11 protein-coding genes are annotated in these 13463 nt (G+C 67.7%); 4 read left to right on the top strand and 7 right to left on the bottom strand.

Annotation, left to right across the window (positions count from 1 at the left end):
• Nucleotides 1–55 precede the first annotated feature (55 nt).
• Together ACJH6I_RS05120 and ACJH6I_RS05125 are read right to left on the bottom strand one after the other, a co-directional pair.
• Nucleotides 56–3043: a UPF0182 family protein gene (locus tag ACJH6I_RS05120; RefSeq protein WP_212806542.1), complete on the bottom strand. Its 2988-nt coding sequence runs from the start codon at nt 3041–3043 to the stop codon at nt 56–58.
• Nucleotides 3044–3133: 90 nt separating this feature from the next.
• The gene (locus ACJH6I_RS05125; RefSeq protein WP_318984135.1) at nt 3134–4159 is read right to left on the bottom strand and encodes a PDZ domain-containing protein; all 1026 of its coding nucleotides are present in this window, start codon (nt 4157–4159) and stop codon (nt 3134–3136) included.
• An 89-nt stretch (nt 4160–4248) separates the two neighbouring features.
• On the opposite strand from ACJH6I_RS05125, the gene ACJH6I_RS05130 reads away from it, so the two are divergent.
• From ACJH6I_RS05130 to ACJH6I_RS05140, 3 genes are read left to right on the top strand one after another with little or no spacing between them, the layout of a single operon-like run.
• Nucleotides 4249–5643, top strand: a complete 1395-nt coding sequence (locus ACJH6I_RS05130) for a zinc-dependent metalloprotease (RefSeq protein ID WP_318984134.1) — start codon at nt 4249–4251, stop codon at nt 5641–5643.
• A gap of 54 nt (nt 5644–5697) precedes the next feature.
• Nucleotides 5698–6555: a TOMM precursor leader peptide-binding protein gene (locus tag ACJH6I_RS05135; protein ID WP_318984133.1), complete on the top strand. Its 858-nt coding sequence runs from the start codon at nt 5698–5700 to the stop codon at nt 6553–6555.
• Nucleotides 6556–6597: 42 nt separating this feature from the next.
• On the top strand, nt 6598–7923 hold the full coding sequence (locus ACJH6I_RS05140; protein ID WP_212806546.1) for an AarF/ABC1/UbiB kinase family protein: 1326 nt from the start codon (nt 6598–6600) through the stop codon (nt 7921–7923).
• A gap of 148 nt (nt 7924–8071) precedes the next feature.
• On the opposite strand, the gene ACJH6I_RS05145 is transcribed toward ACJH6I_RS05140, so the two are convergent.
• The 3 genes from ACJH6I_RS05145 to ACJH6I_RS05155 form a co-directional block, all read right to left on the bottom strand.
• Complete coding sequence (locus ACJH6I_RS05145) at nt 8072–8335, bottom strand: WhiB family transcriptional regulator (RefSeq protein ID WP_029105582.1); 264 nt, start codon at nt 8333–8335, stop codon at nt 8072–8074.
• Nucleotides 8336–8487: 152 nt separating this feature from the next.
• Nucleotides 8488–8748, bottom strand: a complete 261-nt coding sequence (locus tag ACJH6I_RS05150) for a hypothetical protein (RefSeq protein WP_318984132.1) — start codon at nt 8746–8748, stop codon at nt 8488–8490.
• Between the two features lie 162 nt (nt 8749–8910).
• Entirely contained in the window at nt 8911–11022 is a 2112-nt protein-coding gene (locus ACJH6I_RS05155; protein WP_318984131.1) for an ATP-dependent DNA helicase UvrD2, read from the bottom strand.
• Between the two features lie 83 nt (nt 11023–11105).
• Between ACJH6I_RS05155 and mrx1 the strand changes: the two genes are divergently transcribed.
• Nucleotides 11106–11342, top strand: a complete 237-nt coding sequence (gene mrx1, locus ACJH6I_RS05160; RefSeq protein ID WP_212806548.1) for a mycoredoxin — start codon at nt 11106–11108, stop codon at nt 11340–11342.
• Between the two features lie 48 nt (nt 11343–11390).
• On the opposite strand, the gene nudC is transcribed toward mrx1, so the two are convergent.
• Both nudC and ACJH6I_RS05170 read right to left on the bottom strand, forming a co-directional pair.
• Nucleotides 11391–12317 carry an NAD(+) diphosphatase gene (nudC, locus tag ACJH6I_RS05165; protein WP_318984130.1) on the bottom strand — a complete coding sequence of 309 codons (927 nt, stop codon included), beginning with the start codon at nt 12315–12317 and terminating at the stop codon, nt 11391–11393.
• 8 nt (nt 12318–12325) lie between these two features.
• Nucleotides 12326–13405 carry a TrkA family potassium uptake protein gene (locus ACJH6I_RS05170; RefSeq protein ID WP_212806550.1) on the bottom strand — a complete coding sequence of 360 codons (1080 nt, stop codon included), beginning with the start codon at nt 13403–13405 and terminating at the stop codon, nt 12326–12328.
• Nucleotides 13406–13463 lie beyond the last annotated feature (58 nt).

Below are 13463 nucleotides of genomic sequence, written 5' to 3' on the forward strand. Positions count from 1 at the left end.
GATGCAGAACTGCCCAACTCCCGAAGGAGTTGGGCAGTTCTGCGACTCGTGCGGACTACTTGGCGTCGCGGTACCTGGCCATGGCGTCGTCGAGCTTCTGCAGCGCGGCGCCGTACTGGGCGAAATTGCCGCTCTGCTGGGCCGCACGCATGCCGTCGAGGGCCGCGTTGACATCTTGCAGGGCAGCCGCTTTCGCGGGCGACAGCGTCAGCGGCACGCCAGGTGACTGCACCGCGACCGGCGGGGGCTGCGGTCCCGCGGCAGGCGGCTGGACGGCCCCCGGAACGGCCGCCGGAGGCGGCGTGCCGGCCGGCACATCGGTCGGAGCCGGACCGGTCGCGGTGGCGCCGGCGCCGGGCCCGAAGATGCCGTTGAGGGCGTCACGGACCGTCGGGCCGTAGCCGACCTTGTCGTTGTACATCATCGCCACGCGGATCAGTCGCGGGTACGACGAGGCCGCGTCACTGGCGCCCGGCGAGGCGTAAACCGGTGCGACATAGAGCAACCCGCCCTGCCCGACCGGCAGCGTCAAGAGATTGCCCCACCGGATCCGGTTCTGGTTGTCCCGGCCGATGACGCCCAGGTCCTGGCTGACGGCGGTGTCGGTACTGATCGCGTTGAACGCCAGCTTGGGACCGTTCACCTGACCCGGGATGGTCAGCACCGTGATCTTGCCGTACGTGGCCGGATCGGAGCTGGCGCTGATGTACGCGGCCAGGAAGTCCCGCCGGAACCGGTTCATCGCCGTGGTCAGCTGGAACGACGACGAATCCCCACCCGTGGCAAGGTCTTTCGCGACGATGTAGTACGGCGGCTGGAAGCTGCTGGCCGTCGGGTTGGGATCGAGCGGCACGTCCCAGAAGTCCGATGTCGAGAAGAACGTCACCGGGTCGTTGACGTGGTACTTGGCCAGCAGCATGCGCTGAACCTTGAACAGGTCCTCCGGGTAGCGCAGGTGCTCGGCGAGTTCCTTGCTGATGGCCGACTTCGGCTTCACGGTGTCCGGGAACACCTTCATCCACGCCTGCAGCACCGGGTCGTGCTCGTCCTGCTCGTACAGCGTGACGGTGCCGTCGTAGGCGTCGACGGTGGCCTTCACCGAGTTGCGGATGTAGGAGACCTGCTTGTCCGGCAACATCCGGTTGACCGCAACCTCATTCGAGTCGGCGGTCGCACTCGACAGCGACGTCAGCTCCGAGTACGGGTAGTTGTCCAGGGTGGTGTAGCCGTCGACGATCCACACCATGCGCTTGTTGACGATCGCCGGGTAGACCGTCGAGTCGGTGGTCAGCCACGGCGCCACTGCCTCGACCCGGTGGGCCGGGTCACGGTTGAACAGAATCTTGCTGTTCGGCCCGATGACGCTGGAGAACAAGAAGTTCCGCTCGGCGAACTTGGCGGCGAAGACCGACCGGGCCAGCCAGTTGCCGATGTCCACACCACCGGTACCGCCGTAGGTGTAGTTCTTCGTCTCGGTGTTGGTCTCGTAGTCGTACTCGCGGTCGGCGCCGTTCTTGCCGACGATGGCGTAATCCGATGGCGCGCTGGCGATCACCGGACCGAAGTAGATGCGCGGCTGATCCAGCGGTGCCGGACCGGGCGACACGGCCGCGCCATTGGCGCCGACCACGCTGGCCAGGAACTCCGGGTAGCCGCCGTTCTGGTTGGGATCGTTGGCGATACCGCGCACGGTGTTGGCGGGCGAGGCGATGAAGCCGTTGCCGTGGGTGTAGACCGAGTGCTTGTTGATCCAGTCGCGCTGGTTGTCGATCAGCCGGTCCGGGTTCAATTCCCGTGCCGCGACGACGAAGTCGCGCAGCTTGCCGTCCGGCCCGTTGTAGCGGTCGATGGACAGCTGGTCCGGGAAGCTGTAGAAGTTCTTGCCCTGCTGGAACTGCGTGAAGGCCGGTCCGACGATGGTCGGGTCGAGCAGCCGGATGTTCGACGTCGTCGCCCGGTCGGCCGCCACCTGCTCGGCGGTGGCGGGCGCGTTGCCGCTGTAGTCACGGTAGGTCACCGAATCGCCGGTCAACCCGTACGCGTCGCGCGTCGCTGTGATACTGCGACTGATGTAGTCACGTTCCTTCTGCGCCGCATTGGGTTTGACGCTGAACTGCTCGACCAGCATGGGCCAGCCGGCCCCGACGATCACCGAGCTCAGCAGCAGCAGGACCAAGCCGATCGCCGGAATCCGCAAGTCCCGCAGCACCAGCGCCGAGAACACGGCCACCGCGCAGATCACCGCGATCGCCAGCAGGATCAGCTTCGCCGGCAGCACCGCGTTGATGTCCGTGTAGCCGGCGCCGGTGAACGGCTTGCCGGCCCGGGTGTGGCTGAGCAGCTCGTACCGGTCGAACCAGTAGGCAACGGCCTTGAGCAGCACCAGGATTCCCACCAGCGACACCAGCTGCATGCGCGCCGCACGGCTGAGCGCACCCTGACGGCCCGACAAGCGGATGCCGCCGAACACGTAGTGGCCCAACAGGTTCCCGACCAGCATCAGGAAGACGCCGACGAACAGGTAGCCGAGCACCAGCCGGTAGAACGGCAGGTCGAACGCGTAGAAGCCCAGATCCTTGCCGAATTCGGGATCGGTGATGCCGAACGAGCCGCCGTGCAGGAACAGCTGCACCCGCACCCAGTAGGTCTGCGCCACGAAGCCGCCCAGCAGCCCGATGAACGCCGGGACACCGATGGCGAACAACCGCAGTCGCGACAGGACGGTGGCGCGGTAGCGGGCCACCGGGTCATTGGGTCCGGACGCCGGCACGAACACCGGCCGGGACCGGTACGCCAGTGCCATTCCACCGAACGCCACGGCGCCGATGAAGACGCCGGCCACCAGGAAGACCACCAGGCGCGTCACCAGGACGGTGCTGAACACCGAACGGAAGCCGACCTCACCGAACCACAGCCAGTCCACGTAGGCGTCGACCAGTCGCGGGCCGACCATCAACAAACCGACGATCAGCAGCGCGATCCCGACCAGGATTCGGCTTCGTCGCGTCAGCTTCGGCATCCTCGCCGCAGGCCGCATCCCCACTCGTCAGCTCCAGTCTGTTGAAAAGTCTGTATGAAATCTGAAAAGGCCAGCTTGTCCTACGACTCTACGCAACCAGGGGTGATCGCGAGTTCAGCAGCGGGGAGGTTCGCCACCAGCGGACACCGCGTGCAGCGCGTCGACGGCACCACTGAGGTTCTCGACCTTGATCAGGCCGAGGCCGTCCAGGTGGGCCGAGACCGCTTCGGCGCAGTTCTCGGCGGGCACCATGAACACCGTCGCGCCGGCCTCGCGGGCCGCCAGCATCTTGTGCGTGATGCCGCCGATCGGGCCCACCTTGCCGTCGTCGCCGATGGTGCCGGTACCCGCAACGAACTTGCCGCCGTTCAGGTTTCCATCGGTCAGCTTGTCGACGACGGCGAGGCTGAACATCAGACCGGCCGACGGGCCACCGATGTTGGCGAGGTTGAAGTCGATGACGAACGGCGCCCACGGCGCGTTGAGCACCGTCGTACCGAGGTAGCCGTAGTCACGGTCTTTGTTGGTGCCCAACGTGATGGTCGTGACGCCGATCCCGGCGTTCTTGCGCCGGTAGTCGAGCACGACGTGGTCGCCGGGCTTGGTTTTCTTCAGCAGTCCGGTGAACTCTTCGACGGTGGCCACCGGAATGCCGTTGACCGCATCGATGGCATCGCCGGGGCGCAACTGGCCGGCCGAGGGCCCGGGATCGGCGACGGCCTGGACCGTCACCGCCTTCGGGTACTTCAGGTAACTCAACGCCGCGTACTCGGCGTCTTCCTCGGAGTTCTTGAAGTCGGCGTTGTTGGCCTTGTCGACCTGCTCCTTGGACTTGTCCGGCGGGTACACCAGGTCGCGCGGCACCAGCTGCTCGCGGCCCGACATCCACAGCGCCAGCGCCTGGCCCAGCGTCAGCCCGTCGCTCTGCGACACTGTCGTCATGTTCAGGTGTCCGGAGGTCGGGTGCACCTTGACGTCGCCCTTGATGTCGACGACCTTCTTGCCGTCGACCTCACCGAGCGTGTCGAACGTCGGGCCGGGACCCAGCGAGACGAAGGGCACGGTCACCACCGACACCAGTACGACGAACACGATGATCGGCACCAGAGCGACCACGAGCGTAGAAATCCGCCTGTTCACGCCGCCAACAGTAAAGCTCGTGGCTCGGTTCGCTGACAGCATGACCCGCGAAGCCACCCGCCGGCGATGCGGGCAGTACCGTTGACGGTATGGCTGACCTGCCTTTCGGCTTCTCCAGCGGCGAAGACCCCGACCGCGACAAGTCCAAGAAAGAACCTGGACCAGGCTCTTCCGGTGGCTCCTCGGACCCGTTCGGGTTCGGCAACGCGTTCGGCGGTCCCGGCGGTGCCGGCATGCCCGACCTCGGGCAGATCTTCACGCAGCTCGGCGCGATGTTCAGTGGCGCGGGCGCGTCGATGAACAATCCCCAGTCCGGCCCGGTCAACTACGACCTGGCCCGCAAGCTGGCGTCGAACTCGATCGGGTTCGTCAAGCCGGTGCCCGAGCAGACCGCGACGGCCATCTCCGACGCCGTGCACCTGGCGGAGACGTGGCTCGACGGCGTCACCGCCCTGCCGGCCGGCACCACCCGCGCCGTGGCGTGGACGCCGAGCGACTGGCTCGACAACACCCTCAACACCTGGAAGCGGCTGTGCGACCCGGTCGCCGAGCAGCTGTCGACGGTCTGGGTGTCGGCGTTGCCCGAAGAGGCCAAGGCGATGGCCGGCCCGCTGCTGGCGATGATGTCGCAGATGGGTGGCATGGCCTTCGGCTCGCAGCTGGGCCAGGCGCTGGGGACGCTGTCCAAGGAGGTCCTGACGTCCACCGACATCGGCCTGCCGCTGGGGCCGTCCGGTGTCGCCGCACTGATGCCCGAGGCCGTCGAAGCGTTCGGCGAAGGTCTCGAGCAGCCGCGCAGCGAGGTGCTGACATTCCTCGCGGCGCGTGAGGCTGCCCACCACCGGCTGTTCAGCCACGTGCCGTGGCTGGCCAGCCAGCTGCTCAGCGCCGTCGAAGCCTTCGCCAAGGGCATGAAGATCGACATGAGCGGCTTCGAGGAGATGGCCTCCGGCCTGGACCCGGCGTCGCTGATGGGCGATCCGGGCGCCATGGAGAAGCTGCTGAGCCAGGGCATGTTCGAACCGAAGGCCACCCCCGAGCAGGCCGCGGCGCTGGAACGACTGGAGACGCTGCTGGCGCTCATCGAGGGCTGGGTGCAGACCGTCGTCACCGCCGCACTCGGTGAGCGGCTGCCCGGCACGTCGGCGCTGAGCGAGACGCTGCGTCGTCGTCGCGCCACCGGCGGACCCGCCGAGCAGACCTTCGCGACCCTCGTGGGCCTGGAACTGCGGCCGCGCAAGATGCGCGAGGCCGCCACGCTGTGGGAGAAGCTGACCGACGCCGTCGGCGCCGACAAGCGCGACGCCGTCTGGCAACACCCCGATCTGCTGCCCAGCGCCGCCGATCTCGACGAGCCCGCGGCCTTCATCGACCAGGCGCTCGGCGGCGACACCTCGGATCTCGACCAGGCGCTGGCCGATCTGGAGAAGGACCTCAAGCGGTCCGCCGACGAGGACGCTGGAGACGACCCAGCCGAGGGCTGAGTGCCTGTGGATAACTGATTCGCCGAATCGGCGTGCTGTTGGCACAGTTGGCCCATGACCACGTCTCGTCAGACCCTGAACCCGGCCATGCCGGTGTTGCAGCGGCCCGACGGGACGGTGCAGCTCGGCTGGGACCCGCGGCGCGCCATCGGCATTCGGCCTCCGGACGGGTTGACGGTCGGTGACCTGGCGGACCTGCTGCGCGGTATGCAGAGCGGCGTCGACGCCGAGAGCAGCCAGGCGCTCGCGCTGGCGGCCGGGCTGACCGACATCGACGGCTGGACCGGCTTGGTCGACGCCCTGAACTCGGCCGGGTTGTTGCAGACGGTGCCGGATACCGGCCGGCGACCGGTGTCGGTACGCATCCACGGCAGCGGCCCCCTCTCGGATCTGTTGGCCGGCGCCCTGAACTGTTCCGGAACCCGGGTGCGCACCAGCCGATTCGGCCACGTGGCCGTCACGCGGGATGCCGCCGATCTGGTGGTGCTGTCCGATTTCCTGGTCGCCGACCGCCGCCTGGTACGCGACCTGCACCGTGCCGGGGTCCCGCATCTGCCGGTGCGGATCCGGGACGGCACCGGGCTGATCGGTCCCCTCGTTTTGCCCGGGGCGACGAGCTGCCTGAACTGTGCCGACCTCCACCGCAGCGACCGCGACGCGTCGTGGCCGGTGCTGGCCGCCCAATTGGAGGGCACCGTCGGCAGCGCCGACCGGGCGACGGTACTGGCCACCGCGGCGGTGGCGCTCAACCAGGTGGACCGGGTGATCGACGCGATCCGCGGCGGCGGGGCCCGCGCAGAACCACCGCCGACGCTCGATGCCACCCTCGAATTCGACATCGGCTCGCGGACCACGGTGGTGCGCCGGTGGTCGCGTCATCCGCTGTGTGACTGGTGCGATCGACTGTCGTGACAACACGCGTTGCCATGTCGCTGCCGTGCACTCAGCAACGTCATGGATGATGTGAATGTGGCTGATATCAAACGGGGCAGTGTGGCACGCAACGCGAAGCTCGCCGGTCTGGCCGGCGGCATGGCGGGACGGGCGGCGCTGGGGTTGGGCAAGCGCCTGGCGGGCAGGTCCAAGGACGAGGTGACCGCCGAGCTGATGGACAAGGCGGCCAACCAGCTGTTCACCGTGCTGGGTGAACTCAAGGGCGGGGCGATGAAGGTCGGCCAGGCCCTGTCGGTGATGGAGGCGGCGATTCCCGAGCAGTACGGCAAGCCGTACCGCGAGGCGCTGACCAAGCTGCAGCGCGAAGCCCCGCCCCTGCCGGCCGCCAAGGTGCACCGCGTGCTCGATGCGCAGCTGGGTACCAAGTGGCGCGACCGCTTCCAGTCCTTCGATGACACCCCGGTCGCGTCGGCCAGCATCGGCCAGGTGCACAAGGCCGTCTGGTCCGACGGCCGCGAGGTCGCGGTCAAAATCCAGTACCCCGGCGCCGACGAGGCACTGCGTGCCGACCTGAAGACCATCCAGCGTCTGGTCGGCGTCTTCAAACAGCTGGCGCCCGGCGCCGATGTCCAGGGCGTCGTCGACGAGCTCATCGACCGCACCGAGATGGAACTGGACTACCGGCTGGAGGCCGACAACCAGCGGGCGTTCGCCAAGGCCTACGCCGGGCACCCGCACTTCAAGGTGCCGGCGATCGTGGCCAGCGCGCCGAAGGTCGTCATCGCCGAGTGGATGGACGGCATCCCGATGTCGGTCATCATCCGGGAGGGCACCGTCGAGCAGCGCGACCTGATGGGTACCCGGCTGTCGGAGCTGACATTCGACGCGCCGGCGCGCCTGGAGATCATGCACGGGGACACCCACCCCGGGAACTTCATGCTGCTGCCCGACGGTCGCATGGGCGTCATCGACTTCGGCGCGGTGGCGCCACTGCCCGGTGGGCTGCCGACCGCGATCGGCGAGATGATCAGCCTGGCGCGGGACAAGAACTACGACAAACTGCTGCCGGTGATGGAGGAAGCCGGGTTCATCCAGCCGGGCGAAGAGGTCCCGATCTTCGAGGTCGACAACATGCTGCGGCAGTACGTCGAGCCGATCCAGACCGATGTCTTCCACTACACGCGGCGCTGGATCATGAAAATGGCTGCGGGCCAGTTGGACAACGGCGTGAACCAGATCAAGATGGCCCGTCAGCTCGACATGCCGCCGAACCTGGTCATCCCGCTGCGCGTGATCGCGTCGACCGTGGCGATCTGCTGTCAGCTGGACGCCCACGTCCCCGTGAAAGCCATTGCCACGGAACTGGTTCCGGGCTTCACGCCGTAGTCAACGGCGGTTACGCGGCCGCTCGGCGCCGGCGAGCGGCCGCGTAATGCACGCCAAACACGGTGTGTCGGCGTACAAACTCCCCCGCAAGCGGGAGGTACCCCCAGGCCGGCTCGCGGTTGGTGCCCCCCGAGGTTTGGCCGCGGGGTCATGCCGCGACGACGTCCTTACGCGGACGACCGCGCGGACGCTTGCGTGCGATGACGGCGCCGCGCTCGAGGATCTCCCCACCCCAAACACCCCACGGCTCTTCACGTTCCAGCGCCTCGTTGAGGCACTGCAACCGGATCGGGCAGTCGGCGCACAGCGCCTTGGCCTGTTCCAGCTGAGTGGGGTTGTCAGCGAACCACATATCGGGGTCGCCGACATGACATGGCACCGCCAGCCTTTGTCGGCAAGTCTGGCTAGTCATGTCCTCATCACCTACTTCCTGGTCGTCTTGCGTCTCATCTGTCTGATGGATCGGTGACCAGGTGGTGGTTTTGAGGTTGTGCCCCAAAAACATTGGCCACGGATCCGGTGGTTTCGGGTCCGTGGCCAGGTTTTGGCTGCTGTGGGCGCTACCTAAGTAGTGCCTCGCTTCACGGACGCGAAGGTCTTGGCGTTGCGCTTGCGCTGCGGGATGTCGGCGACATGTCCAGCCGTCGCGAGACGTGCCGCCGGCATAGCGGCGGCTGCAGCGACAGCGGGAATGGCGGGGACGTCAACGATCTGATGCCAACCGGCGCCGACGCGCGATACCGCCTCATAGGCGGCAGCGGTCAACGGCGCACGGGAACCAGAGACAGCGAGGACAGCGCCACGGGACGCATCAAAGCTGATCATCGGGGCCACCTCCTCAGCGGTCGACTGCGGATTCACAGGGTGCGAATTCGCGGGATTTCGTTGCGGCTTCGAGGCTAGACGTTACCACCAAAATCAGGCAAGCGATTTTTTGACCAGCAGTTTTGGCGCAATTTGCGCCATGTTTGGCGCAAATTAGTGGGGCTAACGGGACGCGTTCACCAATGCCAGCACATCTGGTCCGTATTGCTCCAGCTTGCGCGCACCGATGCCGGGAATGGCCACCAATGCGGCATTGTCGGCCGGCAGGGCCTCGGCGATCGCGATCAAGGTGTTGTCGGTGAACACCACGTAGGCGGGCACCTTCATCTCCTGCGCGGTACGCAGGCGCCACTCCTTGAGCCGGCCGAGCAGCTCCTCGTCGAGGTTCGACGGGCACGATTCGCAGCGCCGCAGCAGGATCGCGGTCGACGACGTCAACGCCGCATTGCAGACCCGGCAGCGCGGCGCCGGACCCCGTTTACGTTGCGGCTGTTGGGGTTCCCGGCGGCTCTGCGGTGTCAGCCCGTTGAGGAACCGCGAGGGCTTGCGGCTCTGCCGCCCGCCGGCGGCTCGGGCGAGCGCCCACGAAATCGTCAAATGCACTCTGGCCCTGGTGATTCCGACGTAGAAGAGGCGGCGCTCCTCTTCGACCGGTTCGCTGTCCGCGCCATGTGACAGCGCGTGCGAGATGGGCAGCGTGCCGTCGACCAGACCCACCAGGAACACTGCATCCCACTCGAGGCCCTTGGCGGCGTGCAGCGACGCCAGCGTGACACCCTGCACCACCGGTGGGTGCCGCGAATCGGCGCGCTGACGCAGCTCGACGAGCAGGCCCTGCAGGTCCAGGTTGGGACGCACCGCGACTTCCTGCTCGACCAATTCGACCAAGGCCAACAACGCATCCCAGCGTTCCCGGGCCTTGGTACCCGCCGGCGGCTCGGCCGTCAGGCCCAGCGGTTCCAGCAGATCCCGGACCAACTGGGGCAGCTCGACACCGGCGACGTCACCCTGGTGTCCCGCGGCGCGCTGCAGCGCCAGCAACGACTGCCGAATCTCCTGGCGGCTGAAGAAGCCCTCACCTCCGCGCACCTGGAACGCCACCCCGGCCGCGGTGAGCGCCTCCTCGTACACCTCGGACTGCGCGTTGATGCGGTACAGCACCGCGATTTCCGAAGGGGCAGTACCGGATTGGATGAGCTTCTTGATGGCGGCGGCGACCGCGTTGGCCTCGGCGACCTCGTCGGGATGTTCCCGGAACACCGGCTTGGGCCCCGGATCGCGCTGACCGATGAGCTGCAACCGGCTGGCGGCCATCCGGCCGGACGCTGCCGAGATCACCTGGTTCGCCAGCGACACCACCTGCGGCGTGCTGCGGTAGTCGCGCTCCAGCCGGATCAGCGCCGCATCGGGGAACCGCCGCGAGAAGTCGAGGAGGTATTGCGGGGTGGCGCCGGTGAACGAGTAGATGGTCTGGTTGGCGTCACCGACCACCGTCAGGTCGTCGCGCTCCCCCACCCAGGCGTTGAGCACCCGCTGCTGCAGCGGGGTGACGTCCTGGTACTCGTCGACGACGAAGCAGCGGTAGCGGTCGCGGAATTCGCCGGCGACGGCGGCGTCGTTCTCGATGGCCGCCGCGGTGTGCAACAGCAGGTCGTCGAAGTCCAGCAGGGCCGATCCGTCGCGCCGGGCCTTGAGGCCCTCGTACCCGGCATACACCGCGGCGACCTTGGCGGCGTCGAACGGGATGTCCCGCTCGATCTTGGCGACCTGCTCCGGGTACAGCTCGGGACTGATGAGGGACGACTTGGCCCATTCGATCTCACCGGCCAGGTCGCGCACGTCGTCGGTACTGGCCTGAATGCCCGCCCGATTGGCCGCCTGCGCGACCACCGCGAACTTGCTGTCGAGCAACTCCCAGCCGGTGTCGCCGACCACCCGCGGCCAGAAGTACCGCAGCTGCCGCAGCGCCGCGGCGTGGAACGTCATGGCCTGGACAGCCCCGGTGCCTTGTGCTCCGTCGATCTCGCTTTCCAGGCTGCGGAGGCGGCCGCGCATCTCACCGGCGGCGCGTTGGGTGAACGTCACGGCCAGCACCTGACTCGGCGCGACGTGTCCGGCGGCGACCAGATACGCGATGCGGCGGGTGATGGTGCGGGTCTTGCCCGTGCCGGCACCGGCCAGCACGCACACCGGGCCGCGGGGCGCGAGGACGGCCTCACGCTGTTCGTCGTCGAGGTCCTCGAGAAGTGTGGACGGCGGGGCCTCGGCTGGCATGGCCTCCATCATGGCAGGCGGGTGTGACACACGAGGCACCGCTGGGCGGCATGACGCGGCGATCGGATACGTTGAGGTGCGTTATGAGTGCACTGATCATGTACAGCACGACCTGGTGCGGCTACTGCAAGCGGCTCAAGACCGCGCTGAAGGCCGAAGGCATCTCCTACACCGAGATCGACATCGAGCAGGACCCGGCGGCCGCCGAGTTCGTCGGTTCGGTCAACAACGGCAACCACGTGGTTCCGACGGTCAAGTTCCCCGACGGCTCGACGCTGACCAACCCCAGCATCAAGGACGTCAAAGCCAAGCTGAGTTAGGGATTTGTGCACGATTTTCCGCGCCGGCCGCGGATTTTCGTGCACAAATCACTGAGCCGCCCAGGATTCGATGATCTCCCGGGCGATCGAGATGGAGCCGGGCAGCAGCAGCCGGGTGTCCGCCGTGCTGTTCCAGTCGCCGTGCTCGAGGGCCTCGCGCACCTCGGCCCGGGTGAACCAGTCGGCCTCGGCGATCTCGCCGTCGTTGAACGAGAACGGCTGCTCCGGATCACCGATGGCGTGGAAGCCGACCATCAGCGAACGCGGGAACGGCCAGGGCTGACTGCCCAGGTACTTGACGTCGGTGACGGTCAGACCGATCTCCTCGGCGATCTCGCGCACCACGCAGCTCTCGAACGATTCGCCGGCCTCGACGAACCCGGCCAGCAGTGAGAACAACCGCTCGGGCCAGTTGGTCTGTCGGGCCAGCACCGCGCGGTCATGCCCGTCGTGCACGAGGCAGATGATCGCCGGGTCGATGCGCGGGAATTCCTCGTGGCCGCCGATGCTGTTGACCCGCGCCCAGCCGCCCTTGATCGGTTTGGTGGGCGCGCCGTCGATGGCGCTGAAGCGGGCGCTGTCATGCCAGTTCAGCAGGGCCGTCGCCGTCGAGACGAGCTGCGCGCTGATGTCGTCGAAGATCGGCCCGGCCCGGCGCAGGTCGAGGACCTCGACCGGCGCGTCCGTCCCGCCCGTCGGCTCCTCCAGTGCGGCGCGCACGCCCCACACGTGGCGGCCATCGGGCATCCGGCCCAGGAACACCGCGTGCTCGTCGGGCTTGTCGCCGAGTTCCGCGGCACGCCCGAGCACCACCCGGCCACCGGAGATCAACACCTGATTGCGGCGGTCCACGCGCAGCAGCAGCGCGTCCTCCCAGCCGGCGATCGCGGCGTCGACGTCGGTGCGCAGCGTGTCGGCCCGGTCGGCACCGACCCGGGACAGCAGCGGGACGTTACGCAGGGTGAAATCGCTCATCGCGGGGCTTACCGTTCGACTTCGGCGTTGCGGATGTAGAGCAGCCGGTCCCCGGCCGCCAGGGCGTCGACCTCAGGCGAGTCGACCCGCAGCAGCTGCCCGTCGCGCACCACCCCGAGCACGATGTCGGTCAGGTGCCGCGGCGAACCGCCGAGCTCCTTGGCCTCGACCTCGCGCTCGGAGATCGCGAAGCCGGCATCGGGGGTGAGCAGGTCTTCGACCATCTCGACGACACTCGGGGTCTGGGTCGCGATGCCCAGCAGCCGGCCGGCGGTCTCCGACGAGACGACCGTCGAGTCGGCACCGGACTGCCGCAGCAGGTGCTGGTTCTCGGCCTCGCGGGCCGAGGCGACGATCTTGGCCTTGGGTGCCACCTCGCGCGCGGTCAGCGTGACGAGCACGGCGGTGGCGTCCTTGTCGGTCGCGACGACGATGGACTTCGCGTGCTGGGCGCCGGCGAGGCGCAGCACCTCCGACTTGGTGGCGTCGCCGACCACGGTGACCAGTCCGGCGGCACGCGCCCGGTCCAGGGCCGCCGGGTTCTCGTCGACGACGACGATGTCTCCGGGGGCGACCTCGTCACCGACCATGGCCTGGACCGCGGTGCGGCCCTTGGTCCCGTAACCGACGACGATGGTGTGGTTGCGCACGGTGCTCCTCCATCGCTGAATCTTCAAGGCTTGACGAGACTGCGTGGTCAGCGTCTCGACGGTCGTACCGATGAGCACGATCAGGAACGCGATCCGCATGGGCGTGATCACCAGGACGTTCACCAGGCGCGCGCTCGGCGTGAGCGGTGTGATGTCGCCATAGCCGGTGGTCGACAGCGACACCGTCGCGTAGTAGATGCAGTCCAGGAGCGACATCTCGTTCTCCTGGGCGTCGCGGTAGCCGTCGCGGTCGAGGTACACGACGAGCACCGCGGCGGCGAGCACCAGCAGCGCGTAGATGACACGGCGCACGATCCGGCGGATGGGACTGACGAACGCTTCCGGAATCTGCAGCACATCAACCAGATCCGCGTTCTGGCGGCTCGTGAGGTTCTGTTCCATCGCGGCCATGCGCCGCGACAACCTAACGCGAGCCATGCGGCTCCATTATCTGGCGGAGACTCACCACGAGACGGCTCGGCACAGCACTATGTAA

The organism is Mycobacterium sp. SMC-13 (assembly GCF_045311035.1).
Taxonomy (GTDB): Bacteria; Actinomycetota; Actinomycetes; order Mycobacteriales; family Mycobacteriaceae; genus Mycobacterium.